Below are 17,378 nucleotides of genomic sequence, written 5' to 3'. Positions count from 1 at the left end.
GTGGTACGGGAGTTCAGAGGTCGGGGAGGGGCGGGGCGAGGGCGCCCCCGGTCAGGCCGGCGGGTCCAGCCGGTAGCCCACCCCGCGGACGGTGCGGATCAGCGTCGGCGCGGACGGCACGTCCTCGACCTTGGCCCGCAGCCGCTGCACGCACGCGTCCACCAGGCGGGAGTCGCCGAGGTAGTCGTGCTCCCAGACCAGCCGCAGCAGCTGCTGGCGGGAGAGCGCCTGGCCGGGGCGGCGGCTGAGCTCCAGCAGCAGCCGCAGCTCGGTCGGGGTGAGCTGGAGGTCCTGCCCGTCCTTGGTGACGGTCATCGCCGCGCGGTCGATCACCACGCTGCCGTAGGCCGAGGAGTCCGAGCTCTCCCGCTCGCCGCGCCGCAGCACGGCCCGGATCCGCGCGTCCAGCACGCGGGGCTGCACCGGCTTCACCACGTAGTCGTCCGCGCCGGACTCCAGGCCCACCACCACGTCGATGTCGTCCGAGCGGGCGGTCAGCAGGATGATCGGCAGCTGGTCGGTGCGGCGGATCCGCCGGCACACCTCGAAGCCGTCGATCCCGGGCAGCATCACGTCCAGCACGATCAGGTCGGGCCGCTGCTCCTTGAAGAGCCTCAGGCCGTCCTCGCCGGAGGCGGCGGTGGCCACGCGGTGGCCCTGGCGGGTGAGGGCGAGTTCGAGGCCGGTGCGGATGGCGTCGTCGTCCTCGATCAGTAGGAGGAAAGGCACGGCCCCATTTTGGCCCACCGGCAGCCCCGAATCACCCCCCGGAGGGTCTGCCGTCCCCTCGGGAACCGGAACGCGCGCCACCGGCGTCCGGTACGGAGGGAGGCGGACCGGGACATTCGGCCCGCTCCTGTGACACCCCTGTGACAGTCGGCGGACAGCGCCATCACAACCGGCGGGCAGGATTTTCCATGTCGCCGCAGGACAGCGGGCCGCAAGGCCGGCTGAAGGGCGGCTACCGGAACCGCTCGTACCGACCCAGGGGGCGCACGATGAACGCCATGCTTCAGACCCGGACCAACCCGGCTGTCCGCACCGCGCGTTCGTCAGCCACGTCCCACCGGACCCGGTACGAGGTCAGGACCGACGAGAACTCCGGTGCCGTGACCGTGCGGGGGTGCGCGCACAGCACCGGTGGAAACCCTGGCGCCCGTCGGGTGAGCGGCGGCGGCAGGACGGGGGAGCTGTACGGGATCGGCCGTCTGGGGAGTTCGGCCGACTCCTCCAACACCCTCACGCTGCGGGGCATCCTCCCCGTCCGCGTCGAGGGCAAGGACGTCCCGGGGAACAACCGGGGTACCGGGGGGAACGGTCTGCGGACGGTCGGTTCGGGGGAGCCGACCGGTCGCGAGGCCGCCGGTGCGACGCTGCTGCGGTTGAACCCCGCCGCGGCCCGCACCACCGAGGCCGGGCAGGGAGGCGCGCAGGGGGAGCACCCGGCCGTCGCGGAGGACCACATCAAGGAGTTCACCGCGTACGTGCGCGAGCGCCGCGCCTCCCTGTACGCCACGGCGTACCACCTGACCGGTGACCGCTACGAGGCCGAGGACCTGCTGCAGAGCGCGCTCTTCAGCACCTACCGGGCCTGGGGCCGGATCACCGACAAGGCCGCGGTCGGCGGGTACCTCCGCCGCACCATGACCAACCTGCACATCTCCGCCTGGCGGCGCCGCAAGGTCAACGAGTACCCGACCGAGGAGCTGCCGGAGACGGCCGGCGACACCGACGCGATGGGCGGCACCGAGCTGCGCACCGTGCTCTGGCAGGCGCTGGCGAAGCTGCCGGAGAACCAGCGCACCATGCTGGTGCTGCGGTACTACGAGGGCAAGACCGACCCGGAGATCGCCGACGTGCTGGGGATCAGCGTCGGCACGGTCAAGAGCAGCATCTGGCGCGCCCTGCGCCGGCTGCGCGAGGACGAGCACCTGAACAAGTCGGGCGACACCGTCCGGGCGTTCGGCGAGCTGGTCGCGTAACGAGGACTCCCGTCGGGGGACGGGAAGCGGACGGTCACGGTCCGGGGGCAGCAGCTCGGGGGAGCACGCCCGTGGGGGAGCCGAGGATCGTTCGGGGAAGGCGCGGGCCCGGTGCGGGGGAGACGCACCGGGCCCCGCGTCGTGTCCGGGGCCGGGTCGTACCGGGGGTCAGGCGGCGGAGAGCTCCGTCGTCCTGGCCGCGGCGCGGATCCGCCGTTCGGCCTCGGGGCCGGCGCACGCGTACGAGCCGAGGGCGACCTGCCGGCTGACGATGGACCGTTCGGCCCGCATCAGCCGCAGGCCCCGGCGCAGCAGTACCGGCAGCGACTTGCGGCCCTCCCGGACGTCCCGGCGCAGTCGGCGCCAGGCCGTGGTCAGCGCGCCGTTGCGCAGGCACAGGGCGTCGCCGAGCAGGCCTTGGTCGGCGCAGTCGGCGGTGATCTCGGCGGCGAATATGCCCTCCGCGATGAACGCGGCCGCCCCGCCCAGCTCCAGGCCGCGGGTGCCGGTGCGGCCGTTGTCCGGGATCGAGTACACCGGGACGTCCGCGCGGCCCCGCTCGTGCAGGGCGCGGATCGCGGCGAGCGCCTGGTCGCGGTGCCAGGCCAGCGGGGAGTCCCAGTCGACGGCGCCGTCCGGCAGCCGCGGCAGGGTCGGGTCGTCCCCGTCCTTGTAGAAGTCGTCGAGCTGGAGCACCGGCAGGCCGCTGCGCTCGGCGAGCGAGGACTTCCCCGACCCGGAGGGCCCGGAGAGCAGGATCACCCGGGCATGCCCGGTCGGTGCGGGGTTCATGGGGGAGTCACTCACGGGACACCAGTCTGACGCATCCCGGCCGGTTGCCGAAACCGGTCGGTCCGCAACTCCCGCGGCGGGAACCGCCGGAACGCCGACGGACCCGCGCCAGGGGGGGAGAGGCGCGGGTCCGTCCTGTGACCGTCCGGGCCCTGGGGGGGTGAGGGCACTGGGGACGGCCAGTCTGTGGAGTTGTTACTCGGAGCGGGGAGGTCAGATCCCCATCGGGTGCCAGACCGTCTTCGTCTCCAGGAACGAGAGTAGCCGGTCGGTACCGGGTGCATTGGTCCAGTCCTGGGCGAACGGGTCCAGTACCGGACGGACCACCCGCTTCAGGGTATCCGCGGCGGCGGCTTCCAGCGCCTGCGCCGCGCCGGGACCGTCGACGGCGATGGCTCCGGTGAGGTCCACCGCGTTGACGTCCTGGTGCGAGGCCAGGGTGGGGGCGATGTCCGCGGTCCGGCCCGAGATGATGTTGACCACGCCGCCCGGGACGTCCGAGGTGGCCAGCACCTCGCCCAGCGACAGCGCGGGCAGCGGGGCGTCCGCGGCGGCCGCGACCACGACCGTGTTCCCGGTGGCGATCGCCGGGGCGATCACCGAGACCAGGCCGAGCAGCGAGTGCCCGTACCCGGCCTGCGGGGCGACGATCCCGACCACGCCGGTCGGCTCCGGGGTGGAGAGGTTGAAGTACGGCCCGGCGACCGGGTTGGCGCCGCCCGCGATCTGGGCGACCTTGTCGGTCCAGCCCGCGTACCAGACCCAGCGGTCGATCGCGGCGTCCACCAGCGCGGCGGCCTTCTTCGGGCCGATGCCCTCGGAGACGGACACCTCGGCGGCGAACTGCTCGCGCCGGCCCTGGAGCATCTCGGCCACCCGGTACAGCACCTGGCCGCGGTTGTACGCGGTGGTGCCGGACCAGCCCTTGACCGCCTTGCGGGCGGCCACGACGGCGTCGCGGGCGTCCTTGCGGGTGCCCAGCGGGACGTTGGCGAGCCACTCGCCCTTTGCGTCGGTCACCTCGTACACCCGCCCGCTCTCGGAGCGCGGGAACTTCCCGCCGACGTACAGCTTGTAGGTCTTGAGGACGTCAAGACGCGTTGCGACATCAGACATCTCGGGCCTCGACATTCAGGTAGGGCTCCAGACCGTGGCGGCCACCCTCGCGGCCGTAGCCCGACTCCTTGTAGCCGCCGAACGGCGAGGTCGGGTCGAACTTGTTGAAGGTGTTGGCCCAGACCACGCCGGCCCGGAGCCGGTTCGCCATCCACAGGATGCGCGAGCCCTTCTCCGTCCAGATGCCGGCGGAGAGGCCGTACGGGGTGTTGTTGGCCTTCTCGACCGCCTCGGCGGGGGTGCGGAAGGTCAGCACCGACAGGACCGGGCCGAAGATCTCCTCCTGGGCGATCCGGTGGGCCTGGCTCACGCCGGTGAACAGGGTCGGCTTGAACCAGAAGCCGGTGCCCGGGAGTTCGCAGGCCGGCGACCAGCGCTCGGCGCCCTCGGCCTCGCCGGCCTCGGTCAGCGCGGTGATCCGGGCCAGCTGCTCGGCCGAGTTGATGGCGCCGATGTCGGTGTTCTTGTCCAGCGGGTCGCCGACCCGCAGGGTGGCCATCCGGCGCTTGAGGGCGTCCAGCAGCTCGTCCTGGACCGACTCCTGGACCAGCAGGCGCGAGCCCGCGCAGCAGACGTGGCCCTGGTTGAAGAAGATGCCGTTGACGATGCCCTCGACCGCCTGGTCGATCGGCGCGTCGTCGAAGACGATGTTCGCGGCCTTGCCGCCCAGCTCCAGCGAGAGCTTCTTGCGGGTGCCGGCCAGCTGCTTGGCGATGGCGCGGCCGACCGGGGTGGAGCCGGTGAACGCGACCTTGTTGACGTCCGGGTGGGAGGTCAGCGCGGCGCCGGTGCGGCCGTCACCGGTGACGATGTTGACGACGCCCTTCGGCAGACCGGCCTGGCGGCAGATCTCGGCGAAGCGCAGCGCGGTCAGCGGGGTGGTCTCGGCCGGCTTCAGCACGACCGTGTTGCCGGTCGCCAGCGCGGGCGCGATCTTCCACGCCAGCATCAGCAGCGGGAAGTTCCACGGGATGACCTGGCCGGCCACGCCCAGCGGCTTCGGGTTGGCGCCGAAGCCGGCGTAGTCCAGCTTGTCGGCCCAGCCCGCGTAGTAGAAGAAGTGCGCGGCGACCAGCGGCAGGTCGACGTCGCGGGTCTCGCGGATCGGCTTGCCGTTGTCGATCGACTCCAGCACGGCCAGCTCGCGGCTGCGCTCCTGGATGATCCGGGCGATCCGGAACAGGTACTTGGCGCGCTCGCTGCCGGGCAGCGCCGACCAGTCGGCGAAGGCCTTGCGGGCGGCGGCGACCGCGCGGTCCACGTCCTCCTCGGTGCCCTGGGCGAACTCGGCGAGCACCTGCTCGGTGGCCGGGTTGACCGTCTTCAGGGCCTCGTTGCCGGAGGAGTCGACGAACTCGCCGCCGATGAAGTGGCCGTAGGAGGTGGCGATGTCGCCGGCGGCGGCCGGGGACTCCGGGGCCGGGGCGTAGGCGAAGAGGCCGCCGGCGGGCTTGGCCACGGGCTCCTCGGTGTTCTTCTTCTTGGCCATGGTGATCAGTCCACCGTCACGTAGTCGGGGCCGGAGTAGCGGCCGGTGGCCAGCTTCTGGCGCTGCATCAGCAGGTCGTTGAGCAGGCTGGAGGCGCCGAAGCGGAACCAGTGCGGGGTCAGCCAGTCGTCCCCGAGGGTCTCGTTGACCATCACCAGGTACTTCATGGCGTCCTTGGTGGTGCGGATGCCGCCGGCGGGCTTGACGCCGACCTGGACGCCGGTGGCGGCGCGGAAGTCGCGGACCGCCTCCAGCATCAGCAGGGTGACCGGGGGGGTCGCGTTGACGGCGACCTTGCCGGTGGAGGTCTTGATGAAGTCGGCGCCGGCCAGCATCGCCAGCCAGGAGACCCGGCGGACGTTGTCGTAGGTCTGCAGCTCGCCGGTCTCGAAGATCACCTTGAGGTGGGCGGAGGTGCCGTCCGGGCGCTTGCACGCCTCCTTGACGGCCACGATCTCGTTGTGGACGTCGAGGTAGCGGCCGGAGAGGAAGGCGCCTCGGTCGATCACCATGTCGATCTCGTCGGCGCCCGCGGCCACCGCGTCGGCGGTGTCGGCCAGCTTGACCGGGAGGGCGGCGCGGCCCGCCGGGAAGGCGGTGGCCACCGAGGCGACCTGGATGTCGGTGCCCTTCAGGGCGGCCTTCGCGGTGGCGACCATGTCCGGGTAGACGCAGATGGCGGCGACGCGGGGGGTGGTCGGATCGGTCGGGTCGGGGGTCCTGCCCTTGGCGCACAGCGCGCGCACCTTGCCGACCGTGTCCGCGCCCTCCAGCGTGGTCAGGTCGATCATCGAGATCGCCAGGTCGATGGCGTACGCCTTCGCCGTGGTCTTGATCGAGCGGGTACCGAGAGCGGCGGCACGCGCCTCCAGGCCGACCTGGTCGACGCCGGGCAGGCCGTGCAGGAACCGGCGGAGCGAGGCCTCGGACGCCGCAACGTCCTGAAGGCCGCTGCCCGCAACGCCGAGGGCATTGGCTGCAACAGTGGACATAGTCACCAGACCAGCATATCTACGCGCGTAGTGGGCCGCCAGAGCGCCTGCCATTCGTGGCCGGACCGAGACCTCGGCGCGAGGGGCATGGGGCAGAATCGACGCCATGACCGATTCCGACGGCAAGCCCCACCAGGGCCCGGCCGCCCCCGACGGGGAGCCCGCGTACACGGACCGCGTGTACCGCTCTGTCCCCGGTGTGATCTCCGGAGTGCTGCTGCTGCTCGTCGCGGCCTGGCTGATCGGCGACGCGGTGGTGAGCGGGACGGGGAAGACCCCGTACGTCGCGCTCGCGGCGGTGCCGGTGTTCGCCTTCCCGGTGATCGCGTACACGCTGCGCCCGGTCGTGACGGCCGGCCGCGACAGGCTGGTCGTGCGCAACCCGTGGCGGACCGTCGTGGCGCCGTGGGCCTCGGTGGACGCGCTGCGCGCGGGGTACTCGGTCGAACTGCTCGCCGGCGGGAAGAAGTACCAGGTCTGGGCGGTGCCGGTGTCGCTGCGCCAGCGCAAGCGGGCCACCCGGGCGCAGCGCTCGGGTGCCGCCGAGCACGCCGCCAGGACCGGTCTGGGGCTGGGCATGGCCAAGCGGACCAACCCGGTCGTCCAGGGTTCGCCCGACCCCACCCGCGCCTGGTCCGACCAGGTCGCCGCCGTGCTCCAGGAGGCGGCCGAGCGCAACGCCGCCCGCCCCACGGCGGCCGGCCCGGTCGAGGTCCGCTGGTGCTGGTGGGTCATCGCCCCCACCCTGCTCGGCCTGGTCGCGCTGGTCACCGTCATCGCGGTCTGACACCGCGGCACGTACGCCAAGGGCCCGCCGGTCGTGACCGGCGGGCCCTTCGGGTACACGCCCCCTAGGCGGTGATGCCGGCGGCCTCGGCGAGGTCCCGCTTGACGGTGGCGAGGAGCTCGGCGGCGCGCTCGCGGGTGGTGGCGAGGTCGGCGGCCGAGGCGACCGGGAGGACCACCTCCAGGTAGCACTTGAGCTTGGGCTCGGTGCCGGAGGGGCGGACCACGATGCGGGCGGAGCGGACGCCCTCGCCGGCCAGGTAGTAGCGCAGGCCGTCGGTGGGCGGCAGCTCGGCGGAGCCGGCCGACAGGTCGTCGGCGCGGGTGACCTGCAGACCGGCCAGGACGGTCGGCGGCCGCTCGCGCAGGCGGCGCATGGCGTCGGCGATCAGCGAGAGGTCCTGGACCCGCACGGAGAGCTGGTCGGTGGCGTGCAGGCCGTGCTCCAGCGCCAGGTCGTCCAGCAGGTCGGACAGGGTGCGGCCGGACTTCTTGAGGGTGGCGGCGAGTTCGGCGACCAGCAGGGCGGCGGTGATGCCGTCCTTGTCCCGGACGCCCTGCGGGTCGACGCAGTAGCCGAGCGCCTCCTCGTAGCCGTAGCGCAGGCCCTCGGCGCGGGAGAGCCACTTGAAGCCGGTCAGCGTCTCGGCGTAGTCCAGGCCCGCGGCCTCGGCGATCCGGCCGAGCAGGGTGGCGGAGACGATGGTGGTGGCGAAGGTGCCCTCGGCCTTCTTCGCGACCAGGGCCGAGCCGAGCAGCGCGCCGACCTCGTCGCCGCGCAGCATCCGCCAGCCGGCCGCGCCCTGGCCGCCGCCGGCCGCGTTGCCGTTGGTGGGGACGGCCACCGCGCAGCGGTCGGCGTCCGGGTCGTTGGCGATCACGATGTCGGGGCCGACGGCGGCGGCGGTGCGGAAGGCGAGGTCCATCGCCCCCGGCTCCTCCGGGTTGGGGAAGGCCACGGTCGGGAAGTCCGGGTCGGGCTCGGCCTGTTCGGCGACCACGGTGGGCGCGGGGAAGCCGGCCCGGCGGAAGGCGGCGACCAGGGTGTCGCGGCCGACGCCGTGCATCGGGGTGTAGACGACGTCCAGGTCGCGCGGGCTGTGCGGGTCCACGATGGAGACGGCCCGGGCCAGGTACGCCTCGACGACGTCCTCGCCGAGCACCTCCCAGCCCTCCTCGGCGCGCGGGACCTCGTCCAGCGAGCCGATCGCGTCGATCTCGGCGGCGATCCCGGCGTCGGCCGGCGGGACGATCTGCGAGCCGTCGCCCAGGTAGACCTTGTAGCCGTTGTCCTGCGGCGGGTTGTGGCTGGCGGTCACGGTGACGCCGGCGGCCGCGCCCAGGTGGCGGACGGCGAAGGCGAGCACCGGGGTCGGCAGCGGGCGCGGCAGCAGCGCGGCGCGCAGGCCGGCGCCGACCACCACGGCGGCGGTGTCGCGGGCGAAGTCGTACGACTTGTGGCGGGCGTCGTAGCCGATGACGACCAGGTCGCCCAGGCCCTGCTGCCTGACGTACGCGACCAGGCCGGCGGCGGCCCGGATCACCACGGCGCGGTTCATCCGCATCGGGCCGGCGCCGAGTTCACCGCGCAGGCCGGCGGTGCCGAACTGGAGGCGGTCGGAGAAGCGCTCGGCGATCTCCGCCCAGGCGAGCTTGCTGTCGGTCTCGGCCTCCGGGCCCTCGGCCCGGGCCAGCAGGGCGGTGAGCTCCTCGCGGGTCTGCGGGTCGGGGTCCTCGGCCAGCCAGGTCCGGGCCCGGGCGAGGAGGTCGGGGTTGAGTGCCTGCGTCATGCCAGCTCCATCGGGGTTTCAGCTGTGACCGGAGGGTTCCGTACGGAAGGGGGTGCACATGCGGACGGGGCCCACGGGAGGGCGTGATCAGCGGATCACGCCGCCCGTGGGCCCCGTCAGCCATGATTCTGCGCCTCGCGGGCGTCAGATCCGCTCAAGGACCTTCGCCAGCAGCTCGCCCATGCGCTCGGCGGAGGCCTTGCCGGCCTCCAGCACCTCGGCGTGGTTGAGCGGCTCGCCGGTCATGCCGGCGGCCAGGTTGGTGACCAGGGAGATGCCGAGCACCTCGGCGCCGGCCTCGCGGGCGGCGATGGCCTCCAGGGTGGTGGACATGCCGACCAGCTCGCCGCCGAGCACCCGGGCCATGTTGACCTCGGCCGGGGTCTCGTAGTGCGGGCCGCGGAACTGGACGTAGACGGCCTCGTCCAGCGACGGGTCGACCTCGCGGCACAGCGCGCGCAGGCGCTTGGAGTACAGGTCGGTGAGGTCGACGAAGTTGGCGCCGACGATCGGGGAGTCGGCGGTCAGGTTGATGTGGTCGCTGATCAGGACCGGCTGACCCGGGGTCCAGCCGTGGCGCAGGCCGCCGCAGCCGTTGGTCAGCACGATGATGCCGCAGCCGGCCGCGGCGGCGGTGCGCACGCCGTGGACGACGGTGGCTACGCCGTGGCCCTCGTAGTAGTGGTTGCGGCCGAGGAAGATCAGGGCGCGCTTGTCGCCGATCTTCACCGAGCGGATCGTGCCGGCGTGGCCGGCGACGGCGGGGGCGGGGAAGCCCGGGAGCTCGGTGACCGGGAACTCGGCCACGGTCTCGCCCAGGGCGTCGGCGGCCGGCACCCAGCCGGAGCCCATCACCAGGGCGACGTCGTGCCGCTCGGCACCGGTCAGCTCGCGCAGGCGCTCGGCGGCGGCCTGGGCGGCGGCGTAGGGGTCGGCGGAGACGACCGACTGAGGAGAAGCGTTCACGGGTCCGAGGATAGACGGGAATCGGCTACGCGCGTAGAAATTCGGCCGCGGCATGCCGGATCGTTACCCGGTTGGCCCGAAAACACAGCTCGGCGGTGGTTCCGGGCCTACCGGTCCTTCGGTTTCCCCACGGACGGTGTTACGCACCCTCCGTACCCGCACCCCTTCAGCAGGGGCGGCGGCGCAGGTCCATCACGTAGTCGTGCGGGGCGCCGGCGCTCTCCGCGGCATCGGCGATCAGGCCGAGGTAGCGGGCCGCGGGCAGGCCGCCCTCGTAGTCGTTGAGCACGTACGTCCAGACCGGGATGTCCCCGTCCAGGGTCTGCGCGCGCAGCTTGATCTTGCGGTAGATGCCGAGCTGGACGCCCTCCCAGCGGTCCAGGCCCTCCTCGTCCATCGGCGCGACGTCGTACAGCGAGACGAAGACCTGGTCCTTCTCGTCCTCGACGACGGTGGCCAGCGAGCCCTCCCAACCGAGCTGCTCGCCACCGAAGGTGAGCCGCCAGCCGGCTAGCCACCCCGTGCCGCGCAGCGGGGAGTGCGGGGCTCGGCGGGTCATCTGCCGGGCATCGAGGTTGGTGGCATACGCGGCGTAAAGGGGCATGGGGGCCAGCGTAGCCCGGGCGGCGGGCGGGCCGCGGCTACTGGACGAAGGTACGGAAGCCCGGACCCCGGCGTGGCGGCGGTCCCGGCGTGCGGGACAATGGGGAACGTGACTCGGATCGTGATCATCGGTGGCGGACCCGGCGGCTACGAGGCGGCCCTGGTCGCCGCACAGCTCGGCGCGGAGGTGACCGTCGTCGACACCGACGGTCTGGGCGGATCGGCGGTGCTCACGGACTGCGTTCCGTCGAAGACCCTGATCGCGACCGCGGAGGTGATGACCACCTTCGACAGCTCGTACGAGGAACTGGGCATCCTGGTCGCGGACGACACCCCGCCCGTCGAGCAGGCCGCCCGGGTGATCGGCGTGGACCTGGGCAAGGTCAACCGACGGGTGAAGCGGCTGGCCATCGCCCAGTCCCACGACATCACCCAGTCCGTCACCCGGGCCGGCGTCACCGTGCTGCGCGGCCGCGGCCGGCTCGGCGGCGGCGGGCAGGCCGTGGACGGCTCCCGCGAGGTGCTGGTGGACGCCCCCGACGGCACCGTGCAGTCGCTGCGCGCCGACGCGGTGCTGATCGCCACCGGCGCCCACCCGCGCGAGCTGCCGGACGCCCAGCCGGACGGCGAGCGGATCCTCACCTGGACCCAGGTGTACGACCTGGAGGAGCTGCCCCGCGAGCTGATCGTGGTCGGCTCCGGTGTGACCGGCGCCGAGTTCGCCGGCGCCTACCAGGCGCTCGGCTCCAAGGTGACCCTGGTGTCCAGCCGCGACCGGGTGCTGCCGGGCGAGGACCCGGACGCCGCCGAGGTGCTGGAGGACGTCTTCCGCCGCCGCGGCATGAACGTGATGGGCCGCTCGCGCGCCGAGAGCGTCAAGCGGATCGGCGACCGGGTCGAGGTCATGCTGGCCGACGGCAAGGTGATCGAGGGCACCCACTGCCTGATGGCGGTCGGCTCGATCCCCAACACCTCCGACATGGGTCTGGAGGAGGCCGGGGTCAAGCTCAACGACTGGGGCCAGATCCAGGTCGACCGGGTCTCCCGCACCACCGCCCCCGGCGTGTACGCGGCGGGCGACTGCACCGGCGTCTTCATGCTCGCCTCGGTGGCGGCCATGCAGGGCCGGATCGCGATGTACCACGCGCTCGGCGACGCGGTGCAGCCGCTGAACCTCAAGACCGTGGCCTCCAACGTCTTCACCGACCCGGAGATCGCCACCGTCGGCTACACGGCGGCCGACGTGGAGTGCGGCAAGATGGACGCCGTCGTGGTCAAGCTCCCGCTGCGCGGCAACCCGCGGGCGAAGATGCAGGGCATCCGCGACGGCTTCGTGAAGCTGTTCTGCCGCCCGGGCACCGGCATCGTGGTCGGCGGCGTCGTCGTCGCCCCGCGGGCCAGCGAGCTGATCCACCCGATCGCGCTCGCGGTGGACGCCAATCTGACGGTCGAACAGGTGGCCAGCGCCTTCACCGTCTACCCGTCCGTCTCCGGCTCGACCGCCGAGGCCGCCCGGCAGCTGCACGTCCGCAAGCGGGCCGACGGCGAATCCTGAGCGTTCGGCGCACAGTTGAGGGCGGCTGCCGATCGGCGGCCGCCCTTCGCGTGGGCACGGCCGTCACCCGGACGGCGGGCGCAGTTCCGGGGGCGCCGACGGCGCGTATTGTACGGTCACGCGCCGCTCGTGCGTGAGCAATTCCCGCTACCAGCTGCAAACGCCTGAAAGCAGACGGTCACGCAGGTTACCGTCGGTTCTGTGTTTGCTGCAGAACGTCGCCAGTTGATCCTCGAAATGGTGCGCGCCAACGGAGCCGTCTCGCTCCGGGAGTTGGCCCGCGTCGTCCAGACCTCCGAAGTGACCGTGCGCCGTGACGTGCGGGCGCTGGAGGCAGAAGGGCTCCTCGACCGCCGGCACGGCGGCGCGGTGCTCCCCGGCGGCTTCAGCCGCGAACCCGGATACCCGCAGAAGACCCATCTGTCCGCGGCGGAGAAGAGCGCCATCGCGGACTTCGCCGCCGGCCTGGTGGAGGAGGGCGACGCCGTGGTGGTGGGCGCCGGCACCACCACCCAGGAGCTGGCCCGCCGACTGGCCCGCGTGCCCGGGCTGACGGTGGTCACCAACTCGCTGCTCGTCGCCCAGGCGCTGGCGCACGCCAACCGGGTCGAGGTGGTGATGACCGGAGGCACCCTGCGCGGCTCCAACTACGCGTTGGTGGGCAGCGGCGCGGAGCAGTCGCTGCAGGGGCTGAGGGTCACCAAGGCCTTCATCTCCGGCAGCGGGCTGACGGCCGAACGAGGGCTGTCGACGGCGAACATGCTGTCCGCGAGCGTGGACCGGGCAATGGTGCTGGCGGCCGCCGAGGTGATCGTCCTCGCCGACCACACCAAGCTCGGCGCGGCCGGCATGTTCCAGACCGTCGCCACCGAGACCATCACCCGGCTGGTCACCGACGAGCAGGCCACCGCGGACGACGGCACCGTCCGCGAACTGGACGCGCTCGCCGACTGCGGGGTGCAGGTCGACCTGGCCCCGCTGGGCGCGGGCCCGAGCGGCGACGCCCCGGTGCACGGCACCGGCAGCGGCCCGGTGCACCAGACCCAGCCGGGCCCGATGGCCCGCCGCGGCGGCCCGCCCCCCGGCGGCGCCCCGCTGCCCGGCCAGCGCCGCCCCGGCGCGCACGGCGGTCCGGCCGGCCCGGGCGGCATGCCGGCCCGGCTGGCCGAGATGGGCCTGCCGCGCGGGCGCTGAGCCCGTACGGTCCTCGCAGGACGGCCTCGGAAACGCGAACCGGTCCGCACACCCCCGAAGGGCGTACGGACCGGTCCGAGGGTCAGGGCTGGTGTCAGTCCTTGATCTCGCAGAGCGCGGCGCCGCTGCTGACGCTCGCGCCGACCTCGGCCTTGAGGCCGGAGACGGTGCCGGCCTTGTGGGCGTTCAGCGGCTGCTCCATCTTCATCGCCTCCAGGACCACGATCAGCTCGCCCTCGGCGACGACCTGGCCCTCCTCCACGGCGACCTTGACGATGGTGCCCTGCATCGGCGAGGCCAGGGTGTCACCGCTGACGGCCGAGCCGGCCTTCTTGGCACCGACCCGGCGCTTGGCCTTGGTGGCACCCGCCGCACCGGCGGCCGGGGCGGCCGCGACGCCGAGCGAGGACGGCAGGGAGACCTCGATGCGCTTGCCGCCGACCTCGACGACCACGGTCTCCCGGGTCTCGGCCTCCTCGCCGTCACCGGCCGTGCCGGCGAAGGGCGGGATGGTGTTGTCGAACTCGGTCTCGATCCACCGGGTGAAGACCGAGAACGGCTCGTCGCTGCCGTGGACCTCGGGCGCGAACGCCGGGTCGGTGACAACCGCCTGGTGGAACGGGATGGCGGTGGCCATGCCCTCCACCTTGAACTCGCTCAGCGCGCGGCGGGCCCGCTCCAGGGCCTGCTTGCGGTCGCGGCCGGAGACGATCAGCTTGGCCAGCAGGGAGTCCCAGGCCGGGCCGATGACCGAACCCGACTCCACGCCGGAGTCCAGGCGCACGCCCGGGCCGGACGGCGGGGCGAACAGCGTCACGGTGCCGGGGGCGGGCAGGAAGTTGCGGCCCGGGTCCTCGCCGTTGATGCGGAACTCGAAGGAGTGGCCGCGCACCTCGGGGTCGTCGTAGCCGAGCTCCTCGCCGTCGGCGATGCGGAACATCTCGCGGACCAGGTCGAGGCCGGTGACCTCCTCGGTGACCGGGTGCTCCACCTGCAGACGGGTGTTGACCTCCAGGAAGGAGATCGTGCCGTCGACGGCGACCAGGAACTCGCAGGTGCCGGCGCCCTGGTAGCCGGCCTCCTTGAGGATGGCCTTGGACGCGCGGTACAGCTCGGCGTTCTGCTCGGCGGTCAGGAACGGCGCGGGCGCCTCCTCGACCAGCTTCTGGTGGCGGCGCTGCAGCGAGCAGTCACGGGTGGAGACGACGACCACGTTGCCGTGCTTGTCGGCCAGGCACTGGGTCTCCACGTGCCGCGGGTTGTCGAGGTAGCGCTCGACGAAGCACTCGCCGCGGCCGAACGCGGCGACGGCCTCGCGCACCGCGGACTCGTACAGCTCGGGGATCTCCTCGAGCGTGCGGGCGACCTTGAGGCCGCGGCCGCCGCCGCCGAAGGCCGCCTTGATGGCGACCGGCAGGCCGTGCTCCTGCGCGAAGACGACGACCTCGTCGGCGCCCGAGACCGGGTCCGGCGTGCCGGCGACCAGCGGGGCGCCGGCGCGCTGGGCGACGTGCCGGGCGGTCACCTTGTCGCCGAGGTCGCGGATGGCCTGCGGCGGCGGGCCGATCCAGATCAGACCCGCGTCGATGACGGCCTGGGCGAAGTCGGCGTTCTCCGACAGGAACCCGTAGCCGGGGTGGACGGCGTCGGCGCCGGAGTCGGCGGCCGCCTTCAGGACCTTGGCGATGTCCAGGTAGCTGGTAGCGGGGGTGTCACCGCCCAGCGCGTAAGCCTCGTCGGCCGCGCGGACGTGCAGCGCATCCCGGTCCGGCTCGGCGTAGACGGCGACGCTGGCGATACCGGCGTCCGAGCAGGCCCTGGCGACGCGGACGGCGATTTCCCCGCGGTTGGCGATGAGCACCTTGCGCACTGTGGCTCCCTTCTTGAACCTCGTTGAGTTTATGGATTCCTGGGCAGTACCGGCGAGTAGCCCCAGGTTGTGAACTATCCCACACGCTCGGTGATGGCTACCGAGGCCCGGCGGGCGGCCCCGCGGACGACGCCGCAGGTCGGCGCCGGTCCGGCCGGAGCGGTGGGGGCCACGGCGGGTGACCGGGCGGCGGCGTGGCGGGAAGTGGCATGGGACACAGTCTCGCGCGGGCCGCTCAAGCGGCGCCGGAACGGGCGGCCGGCCGCCGCAGCGCCTCGGCCGTCACGTCCGCCGCCACCTCGACCATGTCCGGCCCGTACGCCTCCGGGTTGACCACCCGTAGGACGAGCGCGAAAGTGCCGTCCTGCCCGTACTTCCGGGCGAGTTCGCGGTGGTGGGCGACCAGGTAGCGCACCCCCGCCTGGTTGGCGGTGCCGGTCTGGCCGGAGACCAGGAACACCGGGCGGCCGCCGTCCGGGGTGGCGAGCCGGGCGAGCAGGGTGTGGGTCTGGTCGCGGTCGGCGGTGAAGTCCCGTTCGCCGACCACGATCACGTTGCTGCCCCGCTCGGGACCGGAGGTGATCAGCACACCGGGCAGACCCCAGGCCACGTGCGCGGCCATCCGCTCGTTGCTGACCGGACCGCCCAGACACAGCTCGGTCTTGGCGCCCAGGCCGCGGTGCGCGGCGTCGTGGGCGACCAGTTCTGGCCGCGCCCCGCACTCCTCGACCAGCCCGGCCAGCCACATCAGCGCGTAGGCGTCGCGCCGGGTGACGGTGTGCTCGTGCGAGCCCGTCCCGATGCTGCGCGGCACCACGATCAGGCACTCGCTGCCGCCCGGCAGCCCGAAGAACTCCCGAACCCGCTCGGTCCTGCGGCGCCGCCGCAGCACCTGGGCCAGCCAGCCGAGGCCGGCGCTGATCGCGCTGGCCACCAGGCCGAGCACCACGTTGAGCACGCTGTCGGTCACCGCCGTCCTCCTTCCCCGTCCGAGACCTCGGCCAGCTTATGGAGGGAGGGCTGCGGCTGTCGTCGGTCGGTTGACCCAGGTCTGCCGCGCGGTTTTTGTCGGATCCGGACCGTCCGGTCAGCTTCCGGTACGGGTCCACAGGTCCGTGATGCGGACGTCGAGGTCGGCGAGCAGCCGGCGCAGCAGCGGCAGGGAGAGGCCGATGACGTTGCCCGGGTCGCCGTCGATGCCGTCGACGAACGGCGCCGAGCGACCGTCCAGGGTGAACGCCCCGGCCACGTGCAGCGGTTCGCCGGAGGCCACGTACGCGGCGATCTCGGCGTCGTCCGGGGTGCCGAAACGGACGGTGGTGGAGGCGGTGGCCGAGGACTGCCAGCCGGTCGCGGTGTCGATCACGCAGTGGCCGGTGCGCAGCACCCCGGCGCGTCCGCGCATCGACTGCCAGCGGGCCAGCGCCTCGGCGGCGTCGGCGGGCTTGCCGAGGGCCAGGCCGTCCAGCTCCAGGACGGAGTCGCAGCCGATCACCAGCTCGCCGTCGGCGAGCTCGGCGGCGACGGCCTTCGCCTTGGCCTCGGCCAGGACGAGCGCGAGCTCGGCGGGGGTGGCGGCGGTGATCGCGTCCTCGTCGACGCCGCTGACCACCACGCGCGGGTCGAGGCCCGCCTGGCGCAGCAGCCCGAGGCGGGCGGGGGAGGCGGAGGCGAGGACGAGGGCGCGCTGGTCGGTCATGCCCACCAGGGTAGGGGGTCCCACTATCCGCCGTTCGGGTGAACGGCTCAGCTGAACGGGCGGGAGAGCATCATCAGCACGGCGCCGACGAGCACCAGCGCGGCGAGCACCTTGCCGGCCCGTTGCATCCGCTCCTGCATCCGACGGGCCTCGGGCGAGGGCTCGTCACGGGGATCTGACCAGAGCACCCGTCCAGGGTGCGTCGCACAGGGGTGCGGGCGCCTGAGTATCCGTACTCAGGTTCCGGGCAAAGCGGGCGCCGGACAGCGCGCGGGGCGGGAAGCCGACCGGCTTCCCGCCCCGCGCGGCGGACGTCAGTGCGCCCAGCCCGAGGTCCGCCAGGCGTTCACGCCCGGGCGGACGGCGGGGCGCAGCAGGCGGGCGCGGTCGCTCCAGGGGGAGGCCGGGCCGACACCGGCCAGGCGCGCCGCCTCGGCGGCGGCCTGCGCGGCGGCGGCCCGGGCCTGGACCACCGCCAGGACGGTGGCCAGCTCCTCGGGGGTCGGCTGCCCGTGCAGTACGTGGATCGGGGACATGGCTGGTT

General features: G+C 73.2%; 17 protein-coding genes. 4 read left to right on the top strand and 13 right to left on the bottom strand.

The window, feature by feature from the left end:
• Nucleotides 1–51: 51 nt before the first annotated feature.
• Nucleotides 52–729 (bottom strand): response regulator transcription factor, encoded by a 678-nt coding sequence (locus ACGF13_RS00220; RefSeq protein ID WP_030257458.1) that lies wholly within the window; start codon nt 727–729, stop codon nt 52–54.
• Nucleotides 730–1,007: 278 nt separating this feature from the next.
• On the opposite strand from ACGF13_RS00220, the gene ACGF13_RS00215 reads away from it, so the two are divergent.
• Complete coding sequence (locus ACGF13_RS00215) at nt 1,008–1,982, top strand: SigE family RNA polymerase sigma factor (RefSeq protein WP_392867090.1); 975 nt, start codon at nt 1,008–1,010, stop codon at nt 1,980–1,982.
• A gap of 168 nt (nt 1,983–2,150) precedes the next feature.
• Here ACGF13_RS00215 and ACGF13_RS00210 read toward each other — a convergent pair whose 3' ends face one another.
• From ACGF13_RS00210 to deoC, 4 genes are all read right to left on the bottom strand, one after another.
• Entirely contained in the window at nt 2,151–2,789 is a 639-nt protein-coding gene (locus ACGF13_RS00210) for an ATP-binding protein (RefSeq protein ID WP_392867087.1), read from the bottom strand.
• A gap of 198 nt (nt 2,790–2,987) precedes the next feature.
• Nucleotides 2,988–3,890 carry an aldehyde dehydrogenase family protein gene (locus tag ACGF13_RS00205; RefSeq protein ID WP_392867084.1) on the bottom strand — a complete coding sequence of 301 codons (903 nt, stop codon included), beginning with the start codon at nt 3,888–3,890 and terminating at the stop codon, nt 2,988–2,990.
• Nucleotides 3,883–5,379, bottom strand: a complete 1,497-nt coding sequence (locus tag ACGF13_RS00200; RefSeq protein WP_392867081.1) for an aldehyde dehydrogenase family protein — start codon at nt 5,377–5,379, stop codon at nt 3,883–3,885. The genes ACGF13_RS00205 and ACGF13_RS00200 overlap by 8 nt, the downstream gene beginning before the upstream one ends.
• A gap of 5 nt (nt 5,380–5,384) precedes the next feature.
• Entirely contained in the window at nt 5,385–6,371 is a 987-nt protein-coding gene (gene deoC, locus ACGF13_RS00195) for a deoxyribose-phosphate aldolase (protein WP_392867078.1), read from the bottom strand.
• Nucleotides 6,372–6,477: 106 nt separating this feature from the next.
• Between deoC and ACGF13_RS00190 the strand changes: the two genes are divergently transcribed.
• The gene (locus ACGF13_RS00190) at nt 6,478–7,158 is read left to right on the top strand and encodes a PH domain-containing protein (protein WP_392867075.1); all 681 of its coding nucleotides are present in this window, start codon (nt 6,478–6,480) and stop codon (nt 7,156–7,158) included.
• Nucleotides 7,159–7,222: 64 nt separating this feature from the next.
• On the opposite strand, the gene ACGF13_RS00185 is transcribed toward ACGF13_RS00190, so the two are convergent.
• The 3 genes from ACGF13_RS00185 to ACGF13_RS00175 all read right to left on the bottom strand — a co-directional run bounded on the left by ACGF13_RS00185 (nt 7,223) and on the right by ACGF13_RS00175 (nt 10,517).
• Nucleotides 7,223–8,947 carry a phospho-sugar mutase gene (locus tag ACGF13_RS00185; RefSeq protein ID WP_392867072.1) on the bottom strand — a complete coding sequence of 575 codons (1,725 nt, stop codon included), beginning with the start codon at nt 8,945–8,947 and terminating at the stop codon, nt 7,223–7,225.
• Nucleotides 8,948–9,091: 144 nt separating this feature from the next.
• The gene (locus ACGF13_RS00180) at nt 9,092–9,913 is read right to left on the bottom strand and encodes a purine-nucleoside phosphorylase (RefSeq protein ID WP_392867069.1); all 822 of its coding nucleotides are present in this window, start codon (nt 9,911–9,913) and stop codon (nt 9,092–9,094) included.
• A 166-nt stretch (nt 9,914–10,079) separates the two neighbouring features.
• A complete protein-coding gene (locus tag ACGF13_RS00175) occupies nt 10,080–10,517 on the bottom strand; it encodes a gamma-glutamylcyclotransferase (RefSeq protein WP_224284955.1) in 438 nt (145 codons plus the stop codon).
• Between the two features lie 99 nt (nt 10,518–10,616).
• Between ACGF13_RS00175 and ACGF13_RS00170 the strand changes: the two genes are divergently transcribed.
• Nucleotides 10,617–12,071 carry an NAD(P)H-quinone dehydrogenase gene (locus ACGF13_RS00170; protein ID WP_392867066.1) on the top strand — a complete coding sequence of 485 codons (1,455 nt, stop codon included), beginning with the start codon at nt 10,617–10,619 and terminating at the stop codon, nt 12,069–12,071.
• 237 nt (nt 12,072–12,308) lie between these two features.
• A complete protein-coding gene (locus ACGF13_RS00165) occupies nt 12,309–13,265 on the top strand; it encodes a DeoR/GlpR family DNA-binding transcription regulator (RefSeq protein ID WP_392868737.1) in 957 nt (318 codons plus the stop codon).
• A 94-nt stretch (nt 13,266–13,359) separates the two neighbouring features.
• On the opposite strand, the gene ACGF13_RS00160 is transcribed toward ACGF13_RS00165, so the two are convergent.
• From ACGF13_RS00160 to ACGF13_RS00140, 5 genes are all read right to left on the bottom strand, one after another.
• Complete coding sequence (locus ACGF13_RS00160) at nt 13,360–15,135, bottom strand: acetyl/propionyl/methylcrotonyl-CoA carboxylase subunit alpha (protein ID WP_392867063.1); 1,776 nt, start codon at nt 15,133–15,135, stop codon at nt 13,360–13,362.
• A 235-nt stretch (nt 15,136–15,370) separates the two neighbouring features.
• On the bottom strand, nt 15,371–16,105 hold the full coding sequence (locus tag ACGF13_RS00155; protein WP_392867060.1) for a hypothetical protein: 735 nt from the start codon (nt 16,103–16,105) through the stop codon (nt 15,371–15,373).
• A gap of 117 nt (nt 16,106–16,222) precedes the next feature.
• A complete protein-coding gene (locus ACGF13_RS00150) occupies nt 16,223–16,834 on the bottom strand; it encodes a nucleoside triphosphate pyrophosphatase (RefSeq protein WP_392867058.1) in 612 nt (203 codons plus the stop codon).
• Between the two features lie 47 nt (nt 16,835–16,881).
• A complete protein-coding gene (gene mmpB / locus ACGF13_RS00145) occupies nt 16,882–17,022 on the bottom strand; it encodes a morphogenic membrane protein MmpB (protein ID WP_392867055.1) in 141 nt (46 codons plus the stop codon).
• Between the two features lie 126 nt (nt 17,023–17,148).
• Nucleotides 17,149–17,370, bottom strand: coding sequence for an acyl-CoA carboxylase subunit epsilon (locus ACGF13_RS00140; RefSeq protein ID WP_392867052.1), 222 nt, complete (start codon nt 17,368–17,370; stop codon nt 17,149–17,151).
• Between the last annotated feature and the right edge of the window lie 8 nt (nt 17,371–17,378).

It is taken from the genome of Kitasatospora sp. NPDC048286, assembly GCF_043201735.1.
GTDB lineage: Bacteria > Actinomycetota > Actinomycetes > Streptomycetales > Streptomycetaceae > Kitasatospora.
The sequence above is the reverse complement of the archived record's forward strand: the minus strand, read 5'-3'. Positions and strand labels throughout refer to the sequence as shown.

Coding starts and splice junctions, on each gene's coding strand:
- ACGF13_RS00175 (WP_224284955.1), bottom strand. CDS start 10,517: ATGCCCCTTTACGCCGCGTATGCCACCAACCTCGATGCCCGGCAGATG.
- ACGF13_RS00150 (WP_392867058.1), bottom strand. CDS start 16,834: ATGACCGACCAGCGCGCCCTCGTCCTCGCCTCCGCCTCCCCCGCCCGC.
- ACGF13_RS00185 (WP_392867072.1), bottom strand. CDS start 8,947: ATGACGCAGGCACTCAACCCCGACCTCCTCGCCCGGGCCCGGACCTGG.
- ACGF13_RS00205 (WP_392867084.1), bottom strand. CDS start 3,890: ATGTCTGATGTCGCAACGCGTCTTGACGTCCTCAAGACCTACAAGCTG.
- ACGF13_RS00200 (WP_392867081.1), bottom strand. CDS start 5,379: ATGGCCAAGAAGAAGAACACCGAGGAGCCCGTGGCCAAGCCCGCCGGC.
- ACGF13_RS00165 (WP_392868737.1), top strand. CDS start 12,309: ATGGTGCGCGCCAACGGAGCCGTCTCGCTCCGGGAGTTGGCCCGCGTC.
- ACGF13_RS00170 (WP_392867066.1), top strand. CDS start 10,617: ATGGGGAACGTGACTCGGATCGTGATCATCGGTGGCGGACCCGGCGGC.
- ACGF13_RS00140 (WP_392867052.1), bottom strand. CDS start 17,370: ATGTCCCCGATCCACGTACTGCACGGGCAGCCGACCCCCGAGGAGCTG.
- ACGF13_RS00215 (WP_392867090.1), top strand. CDS start 1,008: ATGCTTCAGACCCGGACCAACCCGGCTGTCCGCACCGCGCGTTCGTCA.
- deoC (WP_392867078.1), bottom strand. CDS start 6,371: ATGTCCACTGTTGCAGCCAATGCCCTCGGCGTTGCGGGCAGCGGCCTT.
- ACGF13_RS00190 (WP_392867075.1), top strand. CDS start 6,478: ATGACCGATTCCGACGGCAAGCCCCACCAGGGCCCGGCCGCCCCCGAC.